Source organism: Arcanobacterium sp. S3PF19 (genome assembly GCF_000758825.1).
Lineage (GTDB): Bacteria > Actinomycetota > Actinomycetes > Actinomycetales > Actinomycetaceae > Arcanobacterium_A.
Genome location: NZ_JRMX01000005.1, coordinates 105,950 through 132,284 on the forward strand (window position 1 = coordinate 105,950; position 26,335 = coordinate 132,284).

At 56.0% G+C, this 26,335-nt stretch carries 20 protein-coding genes and 1 tRNA gene; 3 read left to right on the plus strand and 18 right to left on the minus strand.

Annotation, left to right across the window (positions count from 1 at the left end; all coding sequences use genetic code 11):
- Nucleotides 1-80: 80 nt before the first annotated feature.
- The 6 genes from gap to uvrA all read right to left on the minus strand — a co-directional run bounded on the left by gap (nt 81) and on the right by uvrA (nt 9,230).
- Nucleotides 81-1,085, minus strand: coding sequence for a type I glyceraldehyde-3-phosphate dehydrogenase (gene gap / locus HMPREF1631_RS00975; RefSeq protein WP_034231258.1), 1,005 nt, complete (start codon nt 1,083-1,085; stop codon nt 81-83).
- 228 nt (nt 1,086-1,313) lie between these two features.
- Entirely contained in the window at nt 1,314-2,303 is a 990-nt protein-coding gene (gene whiA / locus HMPREF1631_RS00980; protein WP_034231261.1) for a DNA-binding protein WhiA, read from the minus strand.
- Nucleotides 2,304-2,366: 63 nt separating this feature from the next.
- Nucleotides 2,367-3,365, minus strand: coding sequence for a uridine diphosphate-N-acetylglucosamine-binding protein YvcK (gene yvcK, locus HMPREF1631_RS00985; RefSeq protein ID WP_052046927.1), 999 nt, complete (start codon nt 3,363-3,365; stop codon nt 2,367-2,369).
- 19 nt (nt 3,366-3,384) lie between these two features.
- Complete coding sequence (gene rapZ / locus HMPREF1631_RS00990; protein WP_034231264.1) at nt 3,385-4,329, minus strand: RNase adapter RapZ; 945 nt, start codon at nt 4,327-4,329, stop codon at nt 3,385-3,387.
- Nucleotides 4,330-4,354: 25 nt separating this feature from the next.
- Entirely contained in the window at nt 4,355-6,352 is a 1,998-nt protein-coding gene (gene uvrC / locus HMPREF1631_RS00995; RefSeq protein WP_034231266.1) for an excinuclease ABC subunit UvrC, read from the minus strand.
- A gap of 7 nt (nt 6,353-6,359) precedes the next feature.
- On the minus strand, nt 6,360-9,230 hold the full coding sequence (gene uvrA / locus HMPREF1631_RS01000; RefSeq protein ID WP_034231269.1) for an excinuclease ABC subunit UvrA: 2,871 nt from the start codon (nt 9,228-9,230) through the stop codon (nt 6,360-6,362).
- A gap of 96 nt (nt 9,231-9,326) precedes the next feature.
- Here uvrA and HMPREF1631_RS01005 point away from each other — a divergent pair, with 96 nt between their 5' ends.
- A complete protein-coding gene (locus HMPREF1631_RS01005; RefSeq protein ID WP_232215384.1) occupies nt 9,327-9,614 on the plus strand; it encodes a YciI family protein in 288 nt (95 codons plus the stop codon).
- Nucleotides 9,615-9,631: 17 nt separating this feature from the next.
- Here the strand turns inward: HMPREF1631_RS01005 and HMPREF1631_RS01010 are convergent, their stop codons facing one another.
- From HMPREF1631_RS01010 to HMPREF1631_RS01060, 11 genes are all read right to left on the minus strand, one after another.
- Entirely contained in the window at nt 9,632-10,741 is a 1,110-nt protein-coding gene (locus HMPREF1631_RS01010) for a TerC/Alx family metal homeostasis membrane protein (protein ID WP_369794707.1), read from the minus strand.
- A gap of 255 nt (nt 10,742-10,996) precedes the next feature.
- The gene (gene uvrB / locus HMPREF1631_RS01015; RefSeq protein ID WP_034231272.1) at nt 10,997-13,033 is read right to left on the minus strand and encodes an excinuclease ABC subunit UvrB; all 2,037 of its coding nucleotides are present in this window, start codon (nt 13,031-13,033) and stop codon (nt 10,997-10,999) included.
- Nucleotides 13,030-13,869 (minus strand): dephospho-CoA kinase, encoded by an 840-nt coding sequence (gene coaE, locus HMPREF1631_RS06695; RefSeq protein WP_198017348.1) that lies wholly within the window; start codon nt 13,867-13,869, stop codon nt 13,030-13,032. The genes uvrB and coaE overlap by 4 nt, the downstream gene beginning before the upstream one ends.
- Before the next feature lie 112 nt (nt 13,870-13,981).
- Nucleotides 13,982-15,451, minus strand: a complete 1,470-nt coding sequence (gene rpsA, locus HMPREF1631_RS01025; RefSeq protein WP_034231274.1) for a 30S ribosomal protein S1 — start codon at nt 15,449-15,451, stop codon at nt 13,982-13,984.
- A 177-nt stretch (nt 15,452-15,628) separates the two neighbouring features.
- A complete protein-coding gene (gene polA / locus HMPREF1631_RS01030; protein ID WP_034231284.1) occupies nt 15,629-18,349 on the minus strand; it encodes a DNA polymerase I in 2,721 nt (906 codons plus the stop codon).
- A gap of 76 nt (nt 18,350-18,425) precedes the next feature.
- The gene (locus HMPREF1631_RS01035; RefSeq protein WP_369794709.1) at nt 18,426-19,076 is read right to left on the minus strand and encodes an ANTAR domain-containing response regulator; all 651 of its coding nucleotides are present in this window, start codon (nt 19,074-19,076) and stop codon (nt 18,426-18,428) included.
- A 37-nt stretch (nt 19,077-19,113) separates the two neighbouring features.
- Nucleotides 19,114-19,196: transfer RNA gene (locus HMPREF1631_RS01040), tRNA-Leu, on the minus strand.
- A 73-nt stretch (nt 19,197-19,269) separates the two neighbouring features.
- Nucleotides 19,270-20,694, minus strand: a complete 1,425-nt coding sequence (gene pyk / locus HMPREF1631_RS01045; RefSeq protein WP_034231287.1) for a pyruvate kinase — start codon at nt 20,692-20,694, stop codon at nt 19,270-19,272.
- A gap of 4 nt (nt 20,695-20,698) precedes the next feature.
- A complete protein-coding gene (gene lgt, locus HMPREF1631_RS01050) occupies nt 20,699-21,649 on the minus strand; it encodes a prolipoprotein diacylglyceryl transferase (protein WP_084707266.1) in 951 nt (316 codons plus the stop codon).
- Between the two features lie 2 nt (nt 21,650-21,651).
- Entirely contained in the window at nt 21,652-22,533 is an 882-nt protein-coding gene (locus HMPREF1631_RS01055) for an FKBP-type peptidyl-prolyl cis-trans isomerase (protein WP_034231289.1), read from the minus strand.
- On the minus strand, nt 22,530-23,534 hold the full coding sequence (locus HMPREF1631_RS01060) for a tRNA (adenine-N1)-methyltransferase (RefSeq protein ID WP_052046903.1): 1,005 nt from the start codon (nt 23,532-23,534) through the stop codon (nt 22,530-22,532). The genes HMPREF1631_RS01055 and HMPREF1631_RS01060 overlap by 4 nt, the downstream gene beginning before the upstream one ends.
- Before the next feature lie 55 nt (nt 23,535-23,589).
- Here HMPREF1631_RS01060 and HMPREF1631_RS01065 point away from each other — a divergent pair, with 55 nt between their 5' ends.
- Nucleotides 23,590-24,444, plus strand: a complete 855-nt coding sequence (locus tag HMPREF1631_RS01065; RefSeq protein WP_052046904.1) for a PD-(D/E)XK nuclease family protein — start codon at nt 23,590-23,592, stop codon at nt 24,442-24,444.
- A gap of 32 nt (nt 24,445-24,476) precedes the next feature.
- Here the strand turns inward: HMPREF1631_RS01065 and HMPREF1631_RS01070 are convergent, their stop codons facing one another.
- The gene (locus HMPREF1631_RS01070) at nt 24,477-25,328 is read right to left on the minus strand and encodes an undecaprenyl-diphosphate phosphatase (RefSeq protein ID WP_034231292.1); all 852 of its coding nucleotides are present in this window, start codon (nt 25,326-25,328) and stop codon (nt 24,477-24,479) included.
- Nucleotides 25,329-25,378: 50 nt separating this feature from the next.
- Here HMPREF1631_RS01070 and HMPREF1631_RS01075 point away from each other — a divergent pair, with 50 nt between their 5' ends.
- A complete protein-coding gene (locus HMPREF1631_RS01075) occupies nt 25,379-26,332 on the plus strand; it encodes an aldo/keto reductase (RefSeq protein WP_034231294.1) in 954 nt (317 codons plus the stop codon).
- Nucleotides 26,333-26,335: the final 3 nt, after the last annotated feature.

The following is a 26,335-nucleotide window of genomic DNA, read 5'->3' on the forward strand; positions in this document are numbered from 1 at the left end:
CGTTTGACGAGTTTTGAAAAGATAGGTGTCTGTGCCGAATCGCACAGACACCTATCAGTTCGACATAATTAATGCTTGGCTTAGAGCTTGGAAGCTACGAGCGAGCAAAGGTCAACGAGGCGGTTGGAGTAACCCCATTCGTTGTCGTACCAGGAAACAACCTTCACCTGATTGCCGATCACCTTGGTCAGACCGGAATCGAAGATGGAAGAATGCGGATCGGTTTCGATATCCTTCGACACGATCGGATCTTCGGTGTAGGCGAGAATGCCCTTCAGTTCGCCTTCCGCTGCCTTCTTAACGGCAGCATTTACTTCCTCAACGGTGAGTTCACGCGGGGCTTCGAAGGTCAGATCCGTTACCGAGCCGGTCGGAGTCGGAACACGCAGCGCGTAGCCGTCGAACTTGCCCTTGAGCTCCGGAATTACCAACGCAACGGCTGCCGCGGCACCCGTCTTGGTCGGAACGATGTTCAGAGCTGCCGCCCGCGCACGGCGCAGATCCTTGTGCGGACCGTCCTGCAGATTCTGATCGGCGGTGTATGCGTGAATGGTGGTCATCAGACCCTTTACAATGCCGAATTCATCGTTCAGAACCTTGGCCAGCGGGGCAAGGCAGTTTGTGGTGCAGGAAGCGTTGGAAATAATGTTGTGCTTCGCCGGATCGTAATCCTTTTCGTTTACACCGAGCACGAAAGTTGCGTCTTCATTCTTCGCCGGAGCAGAAATGAGAACCTTCTTCGCTCCCGCGGCAATGTGCGCCTTCGCGTCTTCGGCATTGGTGAAACGGCCCGTGGACTCAACAACGATATCCACGTTCAGCTTGCCCCACGGAAGATCGGCCGGGTTACGCTCTGCGAAAGACTTAATTTCCTTGCCGCCGATGAAAATGGCGTCATCGTCGTAGCTGACTTCCTGATCGAGTTTACCCAAAATGGAATCGTACTTGAGCAGGTGTGCAAGGGTCTTGTTGTCGGTAAGATCGTTGATTGCCACGATCTCAAAATCAGCACCCTTGGCAAGAGCCGCACGGGTGAAATTACGGCCAATACGGCCAAAGCCGTTAATACCAACGCGAATAGTCACTCTGTTCCTCCTTGTACACAGATGTGTACGTAGTATGAGATGTTATCGCCGGGCATCACCGGCGATCTCACGATAAGCACCTGCCTGTGCAAGGCACTTTTCGATCCGTATCAATACTATCTCCAAATCACACTTAAGTTAAGGACTAACGGCACTTTCGCGTGTTTCATTCACAGATAGCGAATGTGCCTGTGTTGTTTTTCACTTTGGTGCGCAAAGAAGAACGGTTTATCCCCGCAAAGAACGTTTTTCCGCTTCCTCAACGGCATCCAGTGTGGAGGGAATTCCGAGTTCCTGCGCGCGTTTGTCGGCCATCGTGTTCAGTCTGCGCAGTCTGCCCGCAACCGCATCCTTTGTGGCGGTCTGCGAAAGTCTTTCTCCCAGCACGTTCAGCGAGTCGTGCGGGTATTTTATTCTGCATTCCCCGGCTTCGCGCAGCTTTTCGGGAATATCGGCTCCGAGAATTTCAAAGGCACGTTTTACGCGGATTACCGCAATCACCGCCGCGTCCGCACTGCGGCGCATATTGGCGTCGTCAAAGTTCGCCAGCCGGTTAATGCTTCCGTTGACTTCCCGCTGCGTGCGCAGCTCCTCCCAGACAAGAACCGCATCGTTGGCGCCGATTCGGGTGAGCATTGCGGAAATTGCATCTCCTTCGCGGATATCGACCCGATGCGCACCCCGCGATTCTCTTGCCCTGTAGGGAATCTCCATCCGTCTCGCCAGGCCGCCGATCGCATAGGCAGCTTCCAAAGACGGGCACGTAACTTCCAAAGAGGCATTTCTGCCCGGCTCAAGCAGGGTTCCCCGGGCCAAAAAAGCACCCCGCCAGGCCGCCGCCGCATCGGCTTTCGATCCCGAGACGATATGCGGTGCCAGACCCCTCATCAGCCGCCCTTTGGCGTCCAGCAGACCGAGTCTGCGCGCAATCCGCTCCCCGCGGTCCGTCACCTGCAGCACATAATGATTTCCGTTGCGCATTGAATTGTGCACGGCCACCAGTTCCGCCGTAATGTTGTATGCCCTGCGCAAAAGTTCCCACAGATGCCGTGCCGCTCCGGGATGCGTGAGTTCCGCGTGCAGGCCAACCACGCCGGAATTGATCTGCAGGCCTCCGGCAAATCTGAACATGGTCGAAATCTCGGCCACCATAGACGAGGCAAGGGGCGGATACACATCCGAAATTTCATTTTTTACCGGCACGGTTAACGCTGGCATTGACGTAACTCCTCATAAAGACTACATTACAAGCTATCAAAAATCCGTTTTTCCCGCGACCCGTCAATCCCCGCCACGGGCGCAGCTGCGGAAATTAAATGCAATTTCACGGTAAGCCGCGGCAAGGTAGAGCGGATCATGGCGCACCGGATTCCGGGGATCGGCAACATTGCGGCAGTACAGAGAAGCATTGCACAGCTGCGCCTCGTTTTGCAGCCTGTCCGGGTGTGCCGTCGCTCCCCTGTCTGCCAAAACCGCATCCAGTTTCACACCGGGAGCAGTATCGCGGAAAATGCGTACCAAATCCGCGGCAGACATGGACTGCGTCTCCGCATCGTCACTCAGATTCAGCACCAGTATCTTTTTCGCTTTCGACGCCGTGAGAGCCGCACGCAGCTGCGGAACCAGAAGATGCGGAATTACGGACGTATACCAGGATCCGGGACCGAAAAAAATCAGATCGGCATCGCCAATCGCGTCCAACGCTTCCTGTGCGACCGCAGGATTGGGCGGAATAATCCGAATCCTGTCGATCCGCGCATTTGATTTCGCCACCGAAACCTGCCCGTGAATCGTTTTCCTGCTGCCGCGGACACTCGCATCGGCCTCGATCTGCAGGGGAACGGAAGCCATGGGCACAACCCGTCCTTTTGTGTTCAGCAGCCGTCCCACCCAGTCCAAACCCGTTACCGGGTCGTCGCCGAGCAAATCCCAAAGTCCGGTAATCAGCAGATTGCCGAGCGAATGCCCATTCAGATCCCCGGCAGAAGAAAAACGGTACTGCAAAACATCACGCCACGTCTGACCCCACTCACTGTCGTCACACAGTGCGGAGAGAGCCATCCGCAGATCGCCCGGGGGAAGCACGCCGAACTCTTTGCGCAGGCGCCCCGAGGAGCCTCCGTCGTCTGCCACCGTTACCACGGCAGTTACATTGCGGGTCAGAATTTTCAGTGCCGAAAGGGAAGCGTACAGGCCGTGGCCGCCGCCGAGGGCAACCACTTTCGGGCCGCGGGCCCCGGAATCCGAAAATACGGATTCCATCCGATGATATGCATCCATTGGTGCGCGCACCTGCCGTTTATTCGCGTCCCAGATCACGGTGCAGCGTGCGCACGGCAATCCCCCGTTCGCGCAGCAGCCGGGAAATTTCCTCCGCTATTGCCACCGAGCGGTGTTTTCCGCCCGTGCATCCGACGGCCACCGTCACATACGGTTTCAGTTCGTGTTCGTATCCGTCCACCAGCCCCGCCAGCAGGTCGGCATATTTTTGGGCAAAGGTACGTGCCCCGTCGACATTGAGCACAAAATCCCGCACGGGACGGTCTTTTCCGTTAAGGTGACGCAGTTCGGAGACCCAATACGGATTCGGGACAAAACGCACGTCGGCAACGTGGTCGGCGTCCAGGGGAATACCGTATTTAAAACCGAAACTCATCACCGTAAAACTGACTTTTGCCTGCGTTTCGGAAGCGACGTTGCTGCGGATTTTGCGCGCCAGATCGTGCACGGAAAGATTTGTGGTATCGATTACCGTATCGGCCCGGTTACGCAGCTCGCGCAGTGTTTCCCTCTCCCGCCGGATTCCCTGCAGCAGCGTCCCCTCTCCCTGAAGCGGGTGCGGGCGGCGCACGGACTCATACCGGCGGACCAACTCCTCGTCGGAAGCGTCCAGATAAATAATCCGGTAATCGACGCACGACTCGTGCAGGGAATGCAGCACATCCACCAATTCCAAAAAGAAATCCCGGGAGCGCACATCAACCACACACGCCAGTTTCTGCACGCTTCCCGCCGGTGTTATCAGCCGTGACATCGCCTGCAGCAGACGCGGCGGAAGATTGTCGATCACATACCAGCCCAAATCTTCCAACGTGGCGGCGGCGCGGCTTCTGCCGGCTCCGGACATTCCCGTTACGATGAGAATTTCGGGCACGGTATTTTGGGGCAGGGTGGCCCTGCCGTCCAAATCCGCAATAAATTTGGGAATCTTGGCTGTGTCGTTGATGTTCGCAAAATCGCTCATATGACTATCGTGCCACGAAAATTTATTATTCACCATCGGCCGGGTAATTATGGGAATGCAGATATTCGCTGACCGTCTGTGCCAGCTTCGGTCCGATTCCCGGCACCCGGAGCAGATCTTCGGGCGCGGCATTGCGGATACGTTTCACGGATCCGAACTTTTTCAGCAGCAGTTTCTGTTTGTGCTCCCCCAGGCCCGGAATTTCGTCCAGTGCCGAGCGGGTCATTGCCTTTGCCCGTTTTCTGCGATGGAAAGTGATCGCAAAACGGTGGGATTCGTCGCGCAGATGCTGCAGCAGCCGCAAAGCCGGAGAACTGCGCGAAAAAATAATCGGATATTCCTCCCCCGGGATCCAGACCTCTTCGAGCCGCTTTGCCAAACCGATCACGCAAATCTGCGCCCCGGCGGCGGCAATTGCCTTTGCCGCCGCATTCACCTGCGGCAGGCCTCCGTCTACCACAATTAAATCCGGACGGTAGGCAAAATGCGGTTTTTCCGCGGCCCGGTCCGTGCGGGCTTCCGCCGGCTGCTCCCGGCCGTGCCCCTGCGCGCAAAGATTGGTATTTTCCCGTTTCAGGCGGGAGAGCCGGCGTGTAAGTATTTCATTCATTGCCGCAGTATCGTCTGCTTCCCCGTCTCCGCCGTGCACTTCGAAATGGCGGTATTCTTTTTTCTTCGGCATACCGTCTTCAAATACGACCATCGAAGCCACCCGGTATGTTCCCTGCGTGTGGGAAATATCGTAGCATTCGATCCGCAGCGGGGAAACGGGAAGATCCAATCCCGCGCGCAGTTCCTTCAGTGCCGCATCCCGCTGCGGCAGATCGCCGATCCGTGCCAGTTTGTGCTGCCGCAGAATCCGCACCGCATTTTCCTCTACGGTCTGCATCAGCTGTGCTTTTATTCCCCTTTGCGGCACGCGAAAATGCACGGCGGCTCCGCGCAGCGCAGTCAGCCACCCGAGCAGGGCTTCTTCGTCGGCGGGAAGCAGAGGGAGCCAGATTTCGCGCGGTATTGCGCCGACAGCTGTATGACGGACGTCGTCTACCGATTTGGCGCCGCTTTTTTCAAAAGCGGCGCTGCTCCGGGCGGATTCCCCGTACGCCTGAATCAGAAGCGAATTCAGCAGCGTAGGTGCATCGTAGCCTCCCGTTTCCGTAATCCACCCGCGCTGACCGCGCACACGTCCTGCGCGCACATAGAAAACCTGCACTCCGGCTTCCAGCTCGTCCGTGCTCAGCGCAAAAATATCGGCATCCGTGTCCCGCGCAAGCACAAGCGTATTGCGCCGGGCAATTGTTTCCAAAGCCGTGATCTGATCCCTGATTTTTGCTGCCGTCTCAAATTCCAGATTCCCGGCCGCAAGGTGCATCTGCCGGGTCTTCTCGCCGATCAGTTCTTCGCCGTCCGATTCCAGATACCGCACAAGAGAGCGGATAATTCCCCGATACTCTTCCTCCGAAACACGTCCGACACAGGGGGCGCAGCATTTGTCGATAAATCCGTTAAGGCAGGGACGGTTTGTTTTCCGCGCCGTTTCAAAAACCCCTTTGGTGCAGGTGCGCACGGGAAAAATTCTGCGCAGCAGGTCAAGGGACTCGCGTACCGCATGCACCTGCGTGTACGGACCGTAATAGCGGTTCCCTCTGCGGTGTGCGCTGCGGGTGACCACAAGCCTCGGGTACTCTTCGGACTCGGTTACGGCAAGATACGGATATGATTTGTCGTCGCGGTACATGATGTTGTAGCGCGGAGTGTATTCTTTAATCCAGGCATATTCGAGTGTAAGCGCCTCGAGTTCCGAGCGGACGGTCACCCATGTTACCCCGGAAGCGGAAAAAACCATTTTTCGCGTGCGCGGATGGAGTTTTTGCGGGTCGCGAAAATAGGAGACCAAGCGTTTACGCAGCGATTTGGCCTTCCCCACATAGATAATGCGTCCTTCGCCGTCAAGGAAACGGTATACTCCCGGTTCGACGGGAATATCGGATGTTTTCGGACGGTACTCTGCCGGATCTGCCATGCGCGTTTCACCCTGCGTCTGCCGGTGTTTTCATCCCGAGTAGCGGGGCAAGAAAACGCGCCGTGTATGAATTTGGATTTTTTGCCACCGTTTCGGGTCTGCCTTCGGCAATGACCAGGCCGCCGCCCACGCCGCCCTCGGGGCCCATGTCTATGATCCAGTCGGCGGACTTTATCACATCCAGATTGTGTTCGATAACGATCACGGTATTTCCTTTGTCGGTCAGCTCCCCGAGTACTGCCAGAAGTTTGCGCACATCTTCAAAATGCAGTCCCGTTGTAGGCTCGTCAAGCACGTAAACCGTCTTTCCGTTGGAGCGTCTATGCAGTTCGGAAGCCAATTTTACGCGCTGTGCCTCACCCCCGGAAAGAGTCGGAGCAGGCTGTCCGAGGCGGATATATCCCAGGCCGACGGATTCAAGCACTTTCAGATATTTCGTAATGCCGGGCACGGAGGAGAAAAATTCTTTCGCTTCCGAAATGGTCATATTAAGCACCTGGGCAACGTTTTTCCCTTTGTATGTTACTTCCAGTGTTTCGCGGTTGTAGCGGGCGCCGTGGCACACTTCGCAGGGAACATAGACGTCTGGCAGAAAATTCATTTCGATTTTCAGCGTTCCGTCCCCGCCGCATGATTCGCATCTGCCTCCCTTGACGTTGAAGGAGAATCTTCCCGGTCCGTATCCGCGCACCTGCGCTTCCTGTGTCTGCGCAAAAAGACGGCGGATAGGATCCCACATTCCCGTATAGGTTGCGGGATTCGATCGGGGCGTGCGTCCGATCGGGGACTGGTCCACATGGACGATTTTATCCAGATTTTCCGCGCCCAGTATGTCTTTGTGGCGTCCGGGAACGTGGCGCGAACCGTTTAATTTATTTGCCAGCGATTCGTAAAGAATCGAATTTACGAGCGTGGACTTACCCGAACCGGATACACCCGTTACCGCCGTGAATACTCCCAGGGGGAAGCTGACGTTTATGCCGCGCAGATTATTTTCTTTCGCGCCTATGATTTTGATCTGTGCTTTTTTGTCTGTTTTTCTGCGCTTGGAAGGGACGGCAATCGTGCGTCTGCCCGTCAGATAATCTCCCGTCAGACAATGCTCTGCGGTGCCGATTTGTGCCGGAGGTCCGCTGTAGACGACCTCTCCTCCGTGTTCGCCCGCATACGGTCCGATATCCAGCACCCAGTCCGCGGTGCGGATTGTGTCTTCGTCGTGTTCGACCACAATCAGGGTATTTCCCAGATCCCGCAGCCGGCGCAGCGCGGCAAGAAGTTTTTCGTTGTCTCTTTGGTGCAGACCGATAGACGGTTCGTCCAGCACGTAGAGCACGCCTACCAGACCGGAGCCGATTTGCGTGGCCAGACGGATTCGCTGCGCCTCGCCCCCGGAAAGTGTGCCGGCGGCCCGCGAAAGCGTGAGATATCCCAAACCGACCGAAACAAGAAACTTCAGCCGTGCCAGGATTTCGGTCAGTATCTGCGCCGAAATTTTGGCTGCCCGTCCCTGCAGGGAAATATTTTCCAGATACGAAAGCGCACTTTCCACAGACAGGTCGGTCAGCTGCGAGATATTCAGTTCTCCCACGCGCACGGCCAGAACTTCCGGTTTCAGACGCGCGCCGCCGCATTTCACGCAGGGCACATTTCTCATATATCCCCGGTAACGTTCTTTTTGCGTATCGGAATCCGTTTCCCCGTATTTGCGCATTACATACTGTGCTGCGCCCTCAAACCCGGAATAGTAGGTTTTTTCTCTGCCCCAGCGGTTTTTGTAGCGCATTTTTACCCGATAGCCGTGCCCCAGAAGCACCGCATTTTGCTGGGCCGGGGTCAGTGTGCGCCAGGGATCGCGGAGCGAAAATCCGAGTTCCGCGGCAAGTGCGGAAACTTTCTGCATGAAAAATTCCGCCGCTTTTTTTGACGCGGCGTGTGCCCAGGGAATAACGGCACCTTCCGCAATGCTTTTTTCCGGATCCGAAATCAGCAGTTCCGGATCGACATGCAGTTTAAACCCGATTCCCCCGCATTCGGCGCACGCTCCGTAGGGCGCGTTGAAGGAAAAAGTGCGCGGTTCTATTTCCTCCAGTTCCAGCGGGTGACGGTTCGGGCAGGAACGCTGTTCGGAAAAATTGCGTGTTTTGCGCTCTTCTTCCTGTTCGTCGTTGAAGTAGACGGTTACGGTTCCGTGTGCCAGACGCAGTGCCGTTTCCACGGAGTCCGTTAGCCGGGTGCGGATTTCGGGTTTGATTACTATTCTGTCCACACCGGCGAAAATTGTGTGCTTTTTCGTTTTGGCAAGCGGTTTCGTTTCGCCCAGGCGCATTGACTCCCCGTCCACGCGAACCCGGGAAAAACCTTCCGCCTGCAGTTCTTTAAACACTTCTAAATGTTCGCCTTTTCTTCCGCGGACCACCGGAGCCAAAATTTCACATCGCGTTCCCCCGGGATACGCCAAAAGCGTATCGACAATCTGTTCGGCGCTCTGTGCCGAAATTTTTTCCCCGCATACCGGGCAGTACTGCGTCCCGGCGCGGGCATACAAAAGACGCAGATAGTCGTATATTTCCGTAATCGTTCCCACTGTGGAACGCGGATTGCGGTTGGTGGATTTCTGATCTATGGAGACGGCCGGGGAAAGTCCCTCAATAAAATCCACATCCGGTTTGTCCATCTGTCCGAGAAACTGCCGCGCGTAGGAACTGAGCGATTCCACATAACGGCGCTGCCCTTCGGCGAAAACAGTGTCGAAAGCCAGAGAGGATTTTCCCGAACCGGAGAGTCCGGTGAAGACAACCATCTTGTTTCGCGGAATGTCAACCGTGATGTTTTTCAGATTGTGTTCCCTTGCGCCCTGCACATGTATTACGTCTTCCATTCTTTCAGTTTAGCCGCAATTCCCTTCCCAAACAAACGTTCGACGGCGGAACCGGTCACACCGGCGGACCGGGATTTTATCCCCTAAACTGATGATATGAGCATGAACATCGCAGCAGTATTTTACACTTACGACTCTGCGCGGGCAGACGATCTGGCCGCCGTACGCCCCAAACACCGTGATTTTCTCCGCAGTCTGCGCGAAGAGGGAAAACTTCTTGCTTCGGGGCCTTTGTCTCCGGGCGGCGCGCTGATTGTGGTCCGCGCCCGCTCGGAAGAGGAAGCTCTGGTGCTTTTGGACGGAGATCCGATGCGGACGGCGGGCCTGGTCACCAAACGCAGTGCCCGGATGTGGGAACCGGTTATCGGCCCCTTCGGGGAATAGTTTCCGGCCCGTTTCCGTTATTTTTCCTCCGCGGTTTCCCCGTCTTCGGCAGGTGTCCGAAAACCGGTTTCGTCCCCCGCTTTGGGAAGATATTTTCGTGACCCGTAAACCGAGGCGGCAACCGTAAGAAGGATTATTCCCAAAATCACGGAAACGGATGCCAAAATCGAGGGTTCCGGCACAAAATCCAGCACGCCGTAGCCGTGTGAGGCATGAAGCAGCAGTTTCCAGGCAATAAATCCCAAAATTGCGGCCAGACCGTAGTGCAGATAAATCAGCCGTTCAAGCAGCCCGTCCACAAGGAAGAAAAGCTGACGCAGACCGAGCAGGGCAAACGCATTGGAAGCGAACACAATAAAAGGCTGCTTTGTCAGGCCGAAGATAGCCGGAATGGAATCCAGGGCAAACATCAGATCAATGGAACCGATTGAAACAATGCACAGCAGCAGCGGTGTGATCCGTGTTTTCCCCTCATGGCGCAAAATCAGCCGGTCTCCGACAAAACCCGGGGTAACAGGGGCAACACGGGAAACCAGACGCGTTACGAACGTAGGTTCATACTCTTCTTCCGCCGATTCTTTGCCCGATGCGCGCTCACGCGATTCGCGCAGACCGTCTATCGTCTGCGTAACCGCGGTATAAAGCATCCACAGCCCGAAGATAAAGAAAACCCACACGAAATGTTCTATGAGTTTCGCGCCGATCATAATAAAAATAAAACGCAGCACCAGGGCAATCACGATTCCGTACATCAGCACTTTCTGCTGGTATACGCGCGGTACGCGAAATGCGGCAATAATAATGATGAAGACGAAGATGTTGTCCAGCGACAGTGAATATTCCGTTATGTACCCGGCGAAAAATTCGGCGGCAAACTCGCCGCTGTGCCGAAAATACAGAATTATGCCGAACACCGCCGCCAGGGAAACATAGACAGCCGTCCACCGCGCCGCTTCCCCGATCGTCGGTTCATGTGCTTTGCGCACGTGTCCAAGCAGGTCAAAGGCAATCAGCGCCAAAACGGCCAGTCCCAAAACAGCCCACTCCCACGGGTATACATGCATCTGTGTCTGCTGTGCGGAAGCCGGGGCGGCGAAGAGAAAACTGCACAAAAGATTATCTGTCATATACGCATCCTTTTCAGTACGGTCCGAATCAGAGGTCTCTTCCCGCCCCGCGTCTTTCCGGCGGGGCCGCGGCCCGGATGCAGGGCAACGTACTGACGAACCGCTGTTCTGTGGGAATACTCCCCTCTGCGGTAATTCTACTGCAAACAGCCCCGGAGAAGACGGGGATGAAACATGACATACAATACATAAAGCGTATGCGGTGATTTTCCCGTGCCGTGTGCCGACGCCGGGTTTTGGGCGTGCGGGCGGCCGTTAATCAAGTACGGCGCGGATTTCCTGTTTCAGATCCCTTATTTCATCACGCAGACGCGCGGCCTGCTCGAAGCGCAGATTCTTTGCCGCTTCACGCATTTGTTCCGTCAGTTCCGTAAGCAGCGTATCAAGTTCCCTGCTTTCGCATTTGGCACCCGCGCGCGGATTTGCTTTTTCGCTGTTTCGCAGCTTTTGCGTATCGGCTTCCTCGCGGACAAGCATATCCGTTACGTCGGCGATTTTCTTTCGCAGCGGCTGCGGATCTATTCCGTGTCTGCGGTTAAACTCAATCTGAATTTCGCGCCGGCGGTTCGTTTCCTCAATTGCCGCCCGCATATTGGGCGTAACCGTATCGGCATACATATGCACTTCCCCGGAAACGTTGCGTGCGGCACGTCCGATGGTTTGGATCAGCGATTTTGTCGAACGCAGGAATCCCTGTTTGTCCGCATCCAAAATTGCCACCAGCGAAACTTCGGGCAGATCCAGTCCCTCGCGCAGCAGATTGATCCCCACGAGCACATCGAATTTTCCCAGTCTCAGCTCGCGCAGCAGCTCCACCCGGCGCAGAGTGTCGATGTCGGAATGCAGATATTCCACGCGCACACCGCGTTCCGCCAAATAATTTGTGAGGTCTTCGGCCATTTTCTTGGTCAGCGTGGTTACCAGAACCCGTTCGTCGCGTTCGCTGCGCAGACGTATTTCCTCCAAAAGATCGTCTATCTGTCCCGCGGTCGGCTTTACCGTGATCTTCGGATCCGTCAGTCCCGTGGGACGGATGATCTGTTCCACGTATCCGTCCGCCCGGCCCAGTTCATAATCGCCGGGTGTTGCGGAGAGGTATACGGTCTGTCCGATACGTTCCAGAAATTCTTCCCATTTCAGCGGACGGTTATCCATTGCCGAGGGAAGTCTGAACCCGTATTCAACCAGAGTGCGTTTACGCGACATATCCCCTTCGTACATCGCTCCGATCTGCGGTACGGTCACATGGGATTCGTCAATAATCAAAACAAAGTCATCTGGGAAATAATCCAGCAGCGTGTTTGGCGCGCTGCCTGCCGGACGGCCGTCTATGTGTCTGGAATAATTTTCGATACCTGCGCACGAACCGATATTGCGCATCATCTCCAAGTCAAATTCGGTGCGCATTTCCAGCCGCTGTGCCTCGAGAAGCTTATTTTGCGCCCGCAGTTCGGCAAGACGCCCGCTCAGCTCCGTTTCGATGGAACGGATCGCCTTTTTCATCCGTTCCTCTCCGGCCACATAATGTGAGGCGGGAAAGATATGGGCGGTATCCGTTTCTTCCATTACTTCCCCGGTCAGGGGATTCAGCAGCGAAAGGGAATCGATTTCGTCTCCGAAAAATTCGATCCGCACCGCCAGTTCCTCATATACGGGAATGATTTCCACGGTATCCCCGCGTACGCGAAATGTTCCCCGCCGAAAATCCAGATCATTGCGTGAATACTGCATCTGCACAAACTTCTTCAGCAGTTCGTCACGGGAAAGTTCCTCTCCTGTGCGGAGCATCGTCATCCGGGACACGTATTCCTCCGGCGTGCCCAAGCCGTAGATACACGACACGGAAGCCACCACAACCGTATCGCGTCTGGTCAGAAGGGAATTTGTGGCAGAATGACGCAGGCGTTCCACCTCGTCGTTAATCGAGGAGTCTTTTTCGATGAAGGTATCGGTCTGCGGAACGTAGGCTTCGGGCTGATAGTAGTCGTAATATGAAACGAAGTATTCCACTGCGTTATTCGGAAGCAGTTCTCTGAATTCGGCTGCCATCTGTGCGGCCAGCGTTTTATTCGGTTCGAGAATCAGTGTGGGACGCTGTATCTGTTCGATCAGCCAGGCTGCGGTGGCGGATTTGCCGGTGCCCGTTGCGCCCAGCAGAACAATATCTTTTTCCCCGCTGTTGATCCGTTCCGTCAGTTCCCTAATTGCTTTCGGCTGGTCTCCGGCAGGAGAATAACGGGAAATAACCTGAAACGGTTTCCCGCCCGGGGGAATTTTTGCAGCCGGATTCATTTTTCGTATTTCCTTTCCGCGCATTCGGACAGGACGAGGAAACTGCGCACGTCCCGGCAGTATGCCAGTCTTTTTTTCATCAGGTCGGCGCAGGTGGAGAATGTTATTTCCCGCGGGATTTTCAAATATTTCAGGCGGCCTGCGAATTCATCACCCTGCCCGGTTTCCCCCGTCCGGTTTTCCCCGGTGTCCCTGCCGCAGGCAGAGGAACGCTCCAGGAAATCGGCAAAGGGTGAAATCCAACTGTGCCACAGCCACTTTACGCTGTGTGTCAGGATTTCGGGGGCCGCATCATTTTTGATATGCACATCGCACATTTTCGCCACGGCAGCGGGATCATCCTGCGCGGCGATCCGCTCTTCGGCTTCGCGGCGGGTCATCTTCCGCCGGCGGATCATTCTTTCAATCCGCGTTTCCCTGTCGGCGTTTACGTGAAGGGCGGCGTGTACGCAAAATTCCAAACCGCTGCCCAAAAACAGCGGAATATTGTGCACAATAACGCAATGCGGGCGGTGCAGAAGAATCTCTTTTTCCCGGGCGCATGCCATTTTTGCAATCACGGGATGCAAAACGGAATTTAAAATCCGCAGACTTTCCGGGACGCGAAAGACCTCCGCCGCCAAAGCCGCGCGGTTCAGAGTGCCGTCGGGGGTAATCATCTGCTTCCCCCACCTGCCGCGGATCTGTTCCAGGGCTGCGGAACCGGGGGAAACGGCTTCGCGCGCCAGAATATCGTAATCTATTATCTGCGCGCCAAACTTTTCCAGCCGCAGGGCGACACAGGATTTGCCGCCCGCAATCGGTCCGGTCAAAGCGAGTTTCAGCATGGTGGCCATTCTTAATATGAAAAACGGATTTTGGAAAATGCGCGAAAACGGCTGTTTGCGGATATGCGAACCGGTGGATACACACCGTACCCACCGGTTTCGGATAAAATCAGAATGATTTTCAGAGAAGCTTTTCGCGCAGTGCGGCCAACGCTTCGTCGTCAGCCAATGCGCCGTCCGCATCATTCCCGGAAGAATAGGATGCCGGTACTTCCTCTGCCGTGTCCGAAGAGGAGGAAGCATCCGACGCTGCGGCAGCATCAGCTTCGCGTTCCCGCGCAACCTGCACACGGTGGGCCTGCCAGCGGGCTTCCGCCTTGGCATATTCGGCCTCCCAGGCAGCCTGGTTTTCTTCGTATCCTTCCATCCATTCGTTGGTTTCCGGATCGAAGCCTTCCGGATACTTGTAGTTTCCGTCTTCGTCGTATTCGGTAGGCATTCCGTAAAGCGAAGGATCAAAATCTTCGGAATCCGGATCCACGCCTTCGTTCGCCTGCTTCAGCGAGAGCGAAATACGCCGGCGTTCAAGGTCGATGTCGATAACCTTCACAAACACCTCGTCATTGACCTTTGCCACCTGCTCCGGCATTTCAATGTGACGCTGTGCCAGCTCGGAGATGTGCACAAGGCCTTCGATTCCGTCTTCGACGCGCACGAACGCCCCAAAGGGCACAATCTTCGTTACCTTGCCGGGAACAACCTGACCGATGGCATGGGTGCGGGCAAATGTCTGCCACGGATCTTCCTGGGTGGCCTTCAGGGACAGGGATACGCGCTCCCGGTCGAAGTCCACGTCCAGCACCTCAACGGTTACGGGCATACCCACTTCAACGACTTCGGAAGGATGGTCGATGTGCTTCCAGGACAGCTCCGAGACGTGTACGAGACCGTCTACCCCGCCCAAATCGACAAACGCGCCGAAATTGACGATCGAGGAGATCACACCTTCGCGCACCTGACCCTTCTGCAGGGTATTCAGGAAGTGCGAGCGGACTTCGGACTGCGTCTGCTCCAGGAACGCCCGCCGGCTGAGCACCACATTGTTGCGGTTCTTGTCGAGTTCGATAATTTTTGCTTCGATCTGCTGTCCGATGTACGGCTGCAGGTCGCGCACGCGGCGCATTTCGACCAGGGATGCGGGAAGGAATCCGCGCAGACCGATGTCGAGAATCAGACCGCCCTTTACAACCTCGATAACGGTACCGGTGACTACGCCGTCGGCTTCCTTGACGGCCTCAATCTCAGCCCATGCACGCTCATACTGTGCGCGCTTCTTGGAAAGCATGAGACGGCCTTCTTTGTCTTCTTTCTGCGTAACAAGCGCGGCGATCTTATCGCCGATCTTCACCTCGTCCTCGGGATCCACATCATGCTTGATGGAAAGCTCCTTGGAGGGAATTACGCCTTCGGTTTTGTAGCCGATATCGAGAAGGACTTCATCGCGGTCTACTTTTACTACGGTACCTTCGACGATGTCTCCGTCGTTAAAGTACTTGATTGTTTCATCGACAGCAGCGATTAAATCTTCTTTGGTGCCGATATCGTTGATTGCGACCTCCGGATATTTGGAGGTTTCTTTGTTAGCGGTCATAGAGTTGATAACTCCGTTACGGATTAAACTAGTTCTTACATGGACAAGGTATCTTCCGAAGATTTCCCCGGAACACACCAATGTCTAACTTTACTGGGAAAAGTGCTGTGTATGCAAGCCTAAAAGCATATGAAAACCGCGCTTTTGCGCACATTCGCCCGTGGGGTGCGTATTTTGTCAGTGTGCCGCCGCACGCCAGTTTTCCCCCACGCCCATGCCAACGGTGAGCGGCACGTCCAGATTTACGGCATGACCCATTTTTTCCCGCACGATGCGTTCGACGGTTTCCCGCTCCTGTGCTTTTATTTCCAGTACCAGTTCGTCGTGCACCTGAAGCAGAATTCTTGAGGTAAGGTTTTGCCGCCGCAGTTCCGCTTCCGTATCCGTCATGGCGATTTTCATTATGTCTGCCGCCGACCCCTGAATCGGGGCGTTAAGCGCCATTCTTTCCGCGGCTTCGCGCAGCCGGCGGTTTTCGGAAAGCAGATCCGGAAGATACCTGCGGCGTCCGAACATCGTTTCGGTGTAGCCTTTTTTACGTGCTTTTTCCACAAGGGAATCAAGATAGTGTTTTACGTTGCCGAAACGGGCAAAATATTCCTTCATCAGATTTCGTGCCTCAAACACCGGGATACGCAGTCTCTCCGACAGCCCGTATGCGGAAAGACCGTAAGCCAGACCATAGCTTACCGCTTTGATTTTGGTGCGCTGCTGCGGGGAAACCTGCCCGGGTGGTATTGAAAATACTTTTCCGGCAACATATTTATGCAGATCGTCTCCGTGATTGAAAGCCGCGATCAGTTCGGCGTCGCCGGACAGATGTGCCATCAGGCGCATCTCGATTTGGGAATAATCGGCAGTAAGCAGGAGATCATACCCGCTGCCAGGCACGAATATCTCGCGAATCTGTTTCCCCTCTTCGGTGCGCGCGTGGATATTCTGCAGATTCGGATCGGTGGAAGAAAGTCTTCCCGTGGCCGCCACAGTCTGCTGATATGTGGTATGGATTCTTCCGTCCGCACAGATTGCTTTTTGCAGCCCTTCTGCAGACTGCAGCAGTTTAACCGCGTCACGGTACTGCAGCAGGGCGGAGAGAAAATTCTGCCCCCGAATTGCGGCGTCGTCCTCCCGGAACGCAATTTTTTCCAACAGCTGCCGCAGAGCCTGCGCATTGGTTGTGTATCCCGTGGCGGTTTTTTTGGTGTGCGGAAGTTCCAGTTGTGTGAACAGTACCTCCTGCAGCTGTTTGGGGCTCATCAGATTAACCGAGTCGTCGCCGATTGCGTTATATGCCTCCTGCCGCGCAGCGGCGGCTCCGTCGTCAAAATCGGAAATCAGTTTTTCCAGGCGCGGCCGGTCAACGGCAATGCCGCGGTCTTCCATGCGCGCAAGAACTTCACCGGCATTCAGTTCCATTTCCAAAAGCAGTCCGCTGTGCTCATTTTGCGCCAGACGCGCGTCAAATACATCCGCAAGGTCGAGAACGCGTACTGCAGCGAAGACCAAAGAAGCGTCGGAACCGCCCAAAGTACCGCAGGGAGAAATATCAAGCGTGCCGGGATCGTGTTCTTCGGGCACCGTTCCCAGATAGCGTTCCGTCAGTTCGTTAAATTCGTAACTGCGGCTGTCAGGATGCAAAAGATAGGCCTGAATTTCGGTGTCTGTGCAGATCCCCGTAATTTCCAGATCACAGGCAAACAGGGCATGCCGCAGTGCCTTTCCTCCGTGAACGGCCTTTCGGGCATTCGGATCGGCGAGCCAGGAGCGGATTGCCCGGCGGTCCGCTTCGTCCGTTTCCTGCGGGGAAAACAGAATTACATCGCCGTTTTCCGCGGCAACGGCAACTTTTCCCGCTACTCCCCTGCCCGGAGAAAACACCCCGCCGACAGCCAGGCCCCAAATTTTTTCCGAACGCCGCAAAAAGTCTGCGGGAGCAGCTTCTTCGTGTGTGAGCAGACGTATTTCGCGGATGGCCGGAGCATCCGCGGCCGGGCTCTGCGCAGGATCTTCGCCGCCGTCACGCACCGGCAGCGTGCGCAGCACCTTTGCCCGTACGGAAGAAAACTCCAGCAGATCGCAGAGTCTGTTGAAAACCGGACGGTCCACCCCGCGGGGAATCAGCTCGCCGAAATCCCCTACCGGGTGAAGATCCGTAACGAGCCGGTTTAACTCCCGATTCAGCATGACCTGCGGAATATGGGCACGCAGCGACTCGCCGGCTTTCCCCTTAATTTCTTCGGCGTGGGAAATTATTTCGTTTAAATTCCGATATTTCTTAATCCATTTTGCCGCCGTTTTCGGCCCGACGCCCGGCACACCGGGAAGATTGTCCGCACCTTCTCCGACAAGCGCCGCCATATCGGAGTATTCGCCGGGCAGTACGCCCGTTTTTTCCGCTATTTTCTCCGGCGTAAGCAGCTGCATCCGGGAGCGGGGCATCGGATAGACAACCGAGACCCGATCGGTTATGAGCTGATAGGAGTCTTTGTCGCCGGAGGCAATAAACACCCGCATTCCCCGCTTTTCGCCCTGAACGGCAAAAGAAGCCACGATGTCGTCGGCCTCGTAATCCTCGACGGTAAACCACCTGATCCCCACGGCGTCCAGCAGCTGCCTGATCAGTTCAATCTGCCCTTTGAACTCTTCCGGGGTCTTTTTTCTGCCCGCCTTGTACGCATCGTATTTTCGGCTGCGGAAAGTCCCGCCCGGAAGATCGAAGGCAACGGCAACATGAGTGGGATCATATTCCTTTATCAGATGCAGAAGCGTGTTTGTAAATCCATGCACCGCATTTGTGTACTGCCCCGCGTTGTTGCGGAAAGAATCGGCAGGAAGCGCATAGAAAGCCCGGAAAGCCATCGAATGACCGTCGATCAGTAAAAGTCTGTATTCACTCACGGTTTCATTCTACCTTACGCTTCCCCGGAAAAAGACGGCGGGTGTGAGGAAGAGGTGTTGCGGCGAAACTCCGGCTTTATGCCCTGCCCACCTGCTCGATTACGGCATCGGCAACTTCGCGCATCGTGAGTCTGCGGTCCATGGACGTTTTTTGAATCCAGCGGAAAGCTTCCGGCTCGGTAAGCCCCATCTTATCCTGCAGCAGACCTTTGGCACGGTCGATGCGTTTGCGTGTTTCAAACTGTTCGGTCAGTGATTCCACTTCGTTTTGCAGGGAAATTATTTCCTGGTTGCGCGAAATGGCAATCTCGATTGCCGGCAAAAGATCGGCGGGCGTGAAGGGTTTGATCACATACGCCATCGCGCCGGCGTCCCGGGCACGGTCCACCAGATCTTTCTGTGAAAATGCGGTCAGCATAACAATGGCACAGTTTTGCCTGTCCAAAATCTTTTCCGCGGCGGTGATCCCGTCCGTACCCGGCATTTTCACGTCCATTACGATCAGGTCGGGCTGCAGTTCGCCGGCGGCTTCAATCGCTTCGTCGCCGTTTGTCGCTTCCCCGACAACATCGTATCCGGCTTCGCGCAGCGTCTCTACGATATCGAGGCGGATCAGCGTTTCGTCTTCCACCACCACTGCGCGGATAAGATTCCTGTCCGAATCGTCGGCGATCCGATCTACTTTCGTTCCCGCTACTTCTTTGATTCCGTCATTTTCTGCTGACATTGCATCTCCCCTGAAACGCACAGTGTTTTTTCACCAGTGCTCCCGGCGGGACTCGAACCCGCACGCTTTGTGGGCGCTGCATTTTGAGTGCAGTGTGTCTACCAATTCCACCACAGGAGCAATGCCGACCAAGTATAAATATACAATCTGTACCTGACCGGCTCAAATCCAAAGGCAGTGTTCCCTCACACCCTCAGCGGTGCGAAAGCGTCTCTCCTACCTTATGGATTCGGATCGTATTCGTTGAACCGGCCGTCCCCGGCGGCATTCCGCAGATAATAACCACGCGGTCGCCTTCCACAGCCATCCCCCGTTCGCGCAGCGTCAGATCAACCTGATCCACCATTTCGTCGGTGTTCGTTACCTGCGGAACCAGAATGCTCTGCACGCCCCAGGTCAGGGCAAGCTGCTTGCGTATATGCTCAAAAGGAGTAAATACCACCAGCGGGATCCGGGCCCGCAGACGCGCCATACGCCGTGCGGTCTGCCCCGAGCTGGTAAATACGGTAAGGAACTTGACTCCCAGCGACTCCCCAATATCCATCGCGGCCCGGGTGAGAACACCGTTTCGCGTGCGGTGCAGATTCGCGGTTTTCGGAATCGTCTCCAGTCCCTGTTCCTCCGTGTATTCGATAACCGAAGCCATCGTCTCCACGCAGCGGATCGGATATTTGCCCACGGAAGTCTCCCCCGAAAGCATTACCGCGTCGGCACCGTCCAAAATCGCGTTTGCGCAGTCCGAAGTTTCCGCCCGCGTGGGAGTCGGGGAACTGATCATCGACTCCAAAACCTGCGTTGCCACAATAACGGGTTTTGCATACCGCCGGGCGATGCCGATTGCCCTTTTCTGCACCAGGGGCACCTGCTGCAGGGGAAGCTCCACGCCCAGATCGCCGCGTGCCACCATAAAGCCGTCGAAAACCTGCGCCAGTTCCTCAAGTACCTCCACGGCCTGGGGCTTTTCAATCTTCGCGATTACCGGCACCGTGCGCCCGACCCTGTCCATGATTTCATGCACGTCTTTTGCGTCGGCAGGCGAACGGACAAACGACAGAGCCACCAAATCGCAGCCGTAATCCAGACCCCACTCCAAATCGATCCGGTCTTTCTCGGACAGAGCCGGCACCGAAACGGCCACGCCGGGAAGATTGACGCCTTTATGATCGGAAACCGGTCCGCCGACCACGGTTTCCGTCGTTACCCGCGGTCCTTCGACTTTCACCACACGGACCTGCACTTTGCCGTCGTCAATCAGGATAATATCGCCCGGCGCGCAGTCTCCCGGCAGCCCTTTGTGCGTGGTGGAAACCAGCTCTTTGCTTCCGGGAACGTCCTCGGTGGTGATCGTAAAAATATCTCCCGGTTCAAGCGTTATCGGACCGTCGGCAAACGTGCCCAAACGGATTTTCGGCCCCTGCAGATCCACAAGAACCGCCACCGGAACATCCAATTCGTCGGCGGCTTCGCGAACCCAGTCGATACGCTCCTCATGCTCGGCATGTGTTCCGTGCGAGGCATTAATCCGCGCCACGTTCATGCCGGCTTTAATCAGCTCAACAATTTTTTCCTTGGATCCGGTAGCCGGGCCCAGGGTACATACAATCTTTGCTCTTCGCATAATTCTATTCTACCTGAGTTTTACCGATTTTACCCGTCTTATTTTTTGCGCCGGCCGAATCCGGCGCGTACGGCACTTCTTCGGCAAATTCCGCGGAAGAAGACGAAGGATTTTTGTCTTTTTCCGGTGCGTGCAGATATATTTCACACAGTTCCGGCCGTTGGCGCAGATAACGGGCGTAGACGGCGGACAGAACAACGGAAAAGAGAAAAACCAGCAGGGAAACCCACACGTTCAGCCGCGCACCGGCAATGATCTGCGCTTCGTCGATACGCAGATTTTCAATCCACGTCCGGCCCAAAGTGTAAATCGCCGCATACAGCAGCGCCAGACGCCCGCCGTTCAGGCGGAATTTCTTTTCCGCCCACAGCAAAACGGCCGCGCCCGCAATGCACCAGAGCGATTCGTACAAAAACGTGGGATGAAAAAGCGTGCCCGGAGAGTAGCCCGGCATCAGATGCCCGGCATCGATTTCCAGTCCCCAGGGCAGATCCGTCGGTTTTCCGTACAGCTCCTGATTGAAGTAATTTCCGAACCTGCCAATTGCCTGCGCCAGAATCAGCCCCGGCACAATCGCGTCCGCGAAAGGGGCAAAACGGAGATTTTTCCTGTGCAGGGCAACGAAAACCGCCGCCGCACCAAAGACGACGCCACCCCAGATACCCAAACCGCCTTCCCAGATTCGGAATATCTTCGTCACATCCCCGTTTTTTCCGAAATAGGGACCGGGTGTGGTCACAATATGATAAAGCCGTGCCCCCAAAATTCCGGCAACCACCGCATACACGGCAACATCAAAAGTGACATCCCGCGGTCCCCCTTTTGCCCGGTAACGCCTGTCGGTCAGCCAACACGCCGTCACGATTCCCAGCAGAATCATAAGCGCATATGCCCGAATGGGAATCGGTCCCAGATACCATACGTTTTGTCCCGGCGAGGGAATCGAAAAATGCATTCTTATTCCTTTCCGTCTCCCGTTTGTCTCCCGGTTTCCGACTCGGTTCCGAGAATATCAATCACTACGGTTAAATCGTTCTTTCCCTGCGCTTCGGCTGCCGGAATTCCGACCGCGATCCGCGATCCGCAGCGCTGATCGGTGACTGCTTCGCGCAGCCCCTCCAACGCCTGCGAAATTTTAAATTTTGCCGGCGCGGATTTTTTCCACGTATTCTCAAGCACTTTCCCCGCGGAATTTACAAGCAGATAGTTCGCAGTCACCGTATCATGCGGTTTGACCTGCACGCCGGAGCCTTTAACGGCCTGGTATACGGTTAAGGCCGAATACGGACCCTGCTGCGGGCCGGAAACGGATACGGGGATACCGTCCTTCCCCGGTGTTATTTCGGGGAGATTCGTGCCGGCCGGCGGGCGAATCCACGGTCCCCGCAAAACGGTGGGGAGAATATCTACAATCACGATTTCCAGCCGCACCGCACTGTCGGTACGTTTCAGCAGCGCAACCCTGCTTCCTTCGCGCATTCCCAAAACGGCGGGCGCCAGATCTTTCAGCTCTTTTTTGCGTGCGCTGCCGGAAAACACGATCTCGCTGTTTCTGTCAATCGGCTTATATCCCTTTTGGTAGATAAATGCCTGTGCCCTGTAGCGCAGCTGCCCCCGTTCGGCAATAAGACGTCCTGTGCCCCGCGTTAAAATCCGCACTTCGCCCGCGTTGGGAAAAGCACTGCCCGCGGCCTGCACGCTCAGCGGAGCTCCCGGCGCACCCGAAACGGAAATCCGCAGCGGCGTGGTGTGGGAAAAATCGAAATTCAGCACGGTTCCAAACACCAAACCCGTGCAGATACTTGCCAAAAGCACGCAAAACGCCGTTGTGCGCCTCATTTTCCGCTCTCCGGTTTCTCTCCGCCGGTCCCGTGCATGTATGCCTCTTCCGCGGCGCTCCTTCGTGCCACGTCCCGGCACACCTTTCGCAGTTTCCTTTCCGAAATTTTGCGTTCTTCGCCGGCTGCGGCCGGCGGGGACACTCTCTCCCGCAGCGGTCCGCTGCCCCGAGCCAGTCTGCGGGCGGTAACCAAAAATCCGGTATGGGCAACCATCCGATGGTCCGGACGCACGGACAGTCCGTCCAAATGCCATGTACGCAGCATCGTCTCATTGGCAACCGGTTCCGTGAACAGCCGCGTTTCGCGCAGTTTCTCCACAAAACAGGACATTTGCGTCGTAGTCGTCACATACGCCAGAATAACACCGCCGGAAACAAGCGCCCGGGCCGCGGCGGAAACATTTTCCCACGGATCGAGCAGATCAAATATAACCCGGTCGATATCCGCTTCCTTCTGCGCCGCGAGCACATTTTGCACATCGTCCAGGACTATCTGCCAGTTTGCCATCTCCCCGCGAAACCAGGAGCGCACATTTGCCCGGGCAATGTCGGCAAATTCCGCGCGTTTCTCAGCGGAAATCAGTTTTCCCCCGGGACCCGCCGCGTTCAGAAGGGATATCGACAGGGCACCGGAGCCGACGCCGGCTTCAACTATTCTCGCTCCCGGAAAAATATCTGCCTGATGAATGATCTGCCCGGCATCTTTGGGGTAAACCACGGTTGCGCCGCGCGGCATCGAAAGAACATAATCCGAGATCAGGGGACGCAAAGCCAGCAGACGCCGCCCGGCGCCGGTTTCCAGCACCGTTCCCTCTTCTTTTCCGATCAGCTCCCTGTGCCGGAAATTCCCCCTTCCGCACTGAAAAAACCCGTTTTCCGTGAGCGTAACCGTATAATGTTTGCCTTTCGTGTCGGTCAGCTGAACGCGCTCTCCGATGCGAAACGGCCCGCGCCGAAAATTTTGGGCATACGGTTTTGGATTGTTCCGGTCCATATTCATCCACATTCTCCGCTCCGAAAGGCAACACCTGCGCTTATAAGTGTAGGGTAAGGGTATGGATATTTCATTACCCGCAGCCGAAGCGCCGTCTTCCGGGGCCGCGCTCTCGCCCTCGCGGGTTTCAGATTACCGCAACTGCCCGCTGAAATTCCGCTTTCTTGTGATAGACAGGCTGCACCGCACTCCCTCCGCTGCCGCACTGCGCGGAACGATAGTACACGCCGTTTTGGAGCATCTTTTTGATCTGCCGCCGCAGGAACGCACGAATGCACGCGCCCGCGCGGCGCTGCGCCCCACGTGGGAGGAACATCTTCTGCGCGAACCGGAATCCGGGGAGCTGTTCGCAGACGAAGAAGAAAAACAGGCCTGGCTGGATTCGGCACTCCCGCTGCTGGATATGTATTTTCATCTGGAGCGTCCGCAGTTTCTCAATCCTGCGGCACGCGAAAAACACATACGGGCCACAATCCCCGCGGGGCTTGCGATCCGGGGAATTATCGACCGTATCGACAGGGCTCCGAACGGGGATTTGCGGATAGTCGACTACAAAACCGGAAAATCACCCGCGCCGCGTTTCGGCGCCCAATATCTTTTTCAGATGAATTTCTATGTCACGGCCGTGTTTCGCGGCGACGGCATTCTTGCGAAAAGAACGCAGCTTATTTTTCTGAAAAACGGCAGAGTCCTTACCTACGATCCCACGATGGAAGACGTTCTGCGCACGGAATACGAATTGGAGAAAGTCTGGGAAAAAATTACGCATGACATCGCTTCCGATTCTTTTCTGCCCCGGGAAAGCCCTCTTTGCCACTGGTGTGAATTCAGACGGCTGTGCCCCGCTCTGGGAGGAACCGCACCGCAGATGAGCGAATCGGGGGCAAAGCATCTTCTTGGTGCGAAGTGCGGCTAAAGCGCTGTGTGCGTGTGGGCGGGTCGCGCCGGTTACGCCGCCCGCAGCAGCCCTGCGGCAAGCATCAGCACCACCGCGGCAGCCAGAACCAGTCTGTAAACAACAAACGGCAGATAGGATTTCGTTTCGATCAGTTTCAGGAACCAGACGATCACCGCGTATCCCACCGCAAAAGCCACAACCGTTGCGACCAGTGTGGGAAGCGCGCCGGCGGAAGCTCCGGCAGAGGAATCCGAGAACAGCCGGTAAAACCCGGAGCCCAGCACGGCCGGAATCGCCAGCAGAAACGAAGCCCGGGCCGCAGCTGCCCTTGTGTATCCCAAAAGCATTCCCACCGTGATGGTTCCCCCGGAACGCGATACGCCGGGAATCAGAGCCAGGGACTGCGCAAACCCCAGAATTACCCCGTCGCGCAGAGTCATTTCCCGCAGCTGTATGCGGCGCTTTCCGATTCTGTCGGCCACGCCCAGCAGAACGCCGAACACAAACAGCATCAAAGCCGTCAGATAAAGATTGCGGAACACGGAATCGATGGCGTCTTCCAGCGCCAGCCCGAGAACAACAATCGGAACGGTACCGAAAATCACGATCCAACCCAAACGCACGTCGGGATCGCCGCGCAGCGCACTGCGCCGGGCGGCGCCTGACTTTCCGAACGGCAGCGAGCACAGCCATTTACGGATAATACGTGTAATATCGCGCCAAAAATAAAGCACGACGGCAATTTCCGTACCGATTTGCGTAACGGCGGTAAACGTCACTCCCGGATCTCCCAGATGCGGAAAGAGTTCGCCCGCAATGCGCAGATGCGCGGAAGAGGAAATCGGCAAAAACTCGGTTAAACCCTGTACTATTCCCAAAATAACGGCTGCAAAAATACTCACACACCCAGAGTATCGCCAAAAATACGAAAAGTTGAGTTAGGCTCGTTTATGTGAAACATACCAATATCGGACAATCGGGACTGCGTGTCGGCAGACTCGCAGTCGGCACTCTTACCTGGGGACGCGACACGGATTTGGACGACGCTGCCGCAATCACTTCTTCCCTGCTCGCAGCAGGAGGCAATCTGATCGATATTTCTCCCGCATACGGGGAGGGACTGGCTGTCGAAACGCTCGGAAAAATTCTTCGGAAAAGCGTTTCGCGCTCCGATCTGGTTATTGCCGCCCACACCGGTTTTTCCTGCACCGAAGGCACGGAACACACAGACTTCCGGGCTGAGGTGCACGCAGGAAGAAACACGGTTATTGCCAACACCGAACACACTCTGTCCGTATTGGGCACGCATTACCTTGATCTGCTGGTTCTGGGCGCTCCGGATCCGTCCACGCCGTTGGGGGAAACTCTTTCCACGGCCGAAAATCTTCTCCGGCGCGGGCTGGTGCGTTATCTCGCAATAGCCAATTACCCGGCATGGAAAGCCGCTCTGGCACTGCAGCGCGTTGCCGATGACGGGGAGAAAATAATTGCCCTGGGCACGCAGCTCTCACTCCTAAACAGGCAGCGGGCGGAGCAGCTGCTGCAGCTGGCGGAATTCACGCATACGTCCGTTATTGCCTATGCGCCTCTCGCCGGCGGGGCTCTGACGGGAAAATACCGCAATACCATTCCGCCCACATCCAGGGCCGCCACGCCGCATCTGGCGTATACGGTCTCCCCGTTTCTCACCGAACGGCCGCGCCGGATAACCGAGGCTGTGGCCAAGGCGGCGGACGGTTTGGGACGCACACCCTCCGATATCGCCCTGTCCTGGCTGCTGTCGGACCAAAATGTGGCTGCGGCCGTCTGCGGCCCGCGCACGGCGAACCAGGCAAACCGGCTTTTCGCCGCCGAAACAGAGGATCTTCCCGAACAGGTGCTGAAAGTCCTAAACGATATCTCCTAAGAG

What these genes read in the sequence shown, in the direction of transcription:
- whiA (WP_034231261.1), bottom strand. Translation starts at nt 2,303, where the DNA reads ATGCCAGCGTTAACCGTGCCGGTAAAAAATGAAATTTCGGATGTGTAT.
- yvcK (WP_052046927.1), bottom strand. Translation starts at nt 3,365, where the DNA reads ATGGATGCATATCATCGGATGGAATCCGTATTTTCGGATTCCGGGGCC.
- rapZ (WP_034231264.1), bottom strand. Translation starts at nt 4,329, where the DNA reads ATGAGCGATTTTGCGAACATCAACGACACAGCCAAGATTCCCAAATTT.
- uvrC (WP_034231266.1), bottom strand. Translation starts at nt 6,352, where the DNA reads ATGGCAGATCCGGCAGAGTACCGTCCGAAAACATCCGATATTCCCGTC.
- uvrA (WP_034231269.1), bottom strand. Translation starts at nt 9,230, where the DNA reads ATGGAAGACGTAATACATGTGCAGGGCGCAAGGGAACACAATCTGAAA.
- HMPREF1631_RS01005 (WP_232215384.1), top strand. Translation starts at nt 9,327, where the DNA reads ATGAGCATGAACATCGCAGCAGTATTTTACACTTACGACTCTGCGCGG.
- HMPREF1631_RS01010 (WP_369794707.1), bottom strand. Translation starts at nt 10,741, where the DNA reads ATGACAGATAATCTTTTGTGCAGTTTTCTCTTCGCCGCCCCGGCTTCC.
- uvrB (WP_034231272.1), bottom strand. Translation starts at nt 13,033, where the DNA reads ATGAATCCGGCTGCAAAAATTCCCCCGGGCGGGAAACCGTTTCAGGTT.
- coaE (WP_198017348.1), bottom strand. Translation starts at nt 13,869, where the DNA reads ATGGCCACCATGCTGAAACTCGCTTTGACCGGACCGATTGCGGGCGGC.
- rpsA (WP_034231274.1), bottom strand. Translation starts at nt 15,451, where the DNA reads ATGACCGCTAACAAAGAAACCTCCAAATATCCGGAGGTCGCAATCAAC.
- HMPREF1631_RS01035 (WP_369794709.1), bottom strand. Translation starts at nt 19,076, where the DNA reads ATGTCAGCAGAAAATGACGGAATCAAAGAAGTAGCGGGAACGAAAGTA.
- pyk (WP_034231287.1), bottom strand. Translation starts at nt 20,694, where the DNA reads ATGCGAAGAGCAAAGATTGTATGTACCCTGGGCCCGGCTACCGGATCC.
- lgt (WP_084707266.1), bottom strand. Translation starts at nt 21,649, where the DNA reads ATGCATTTTTCGATTCCCTCGCCGGGACAAAACGTATGGTATCTGGGA.
- HMPREF1631_RS01055 (WP_034231289.1), bottom strand. Translation starts at nt 22,533, where the DNA reads ATGAGGCGCACAACGGCGTTTTGCGTGCTTTTGGCAAGTATCTGCACG.
- HMPREF1631_RS01060 (WP_052046903.1), bottom strand. Translation starts at nt 23,534, where the DNA reads ATGAATATGGACCGGAACAATCCAAAACCGTATGCCCAAAATTTTCGG.
- HMPREF1631_RS01065 (WP_052046904.1), top strand. Translation starts at nt 23,590, where the DNA reads ATGGATATTTCATTACCCGCAGCCGAAGCGCCGTCTTCCGGGGCCGCG.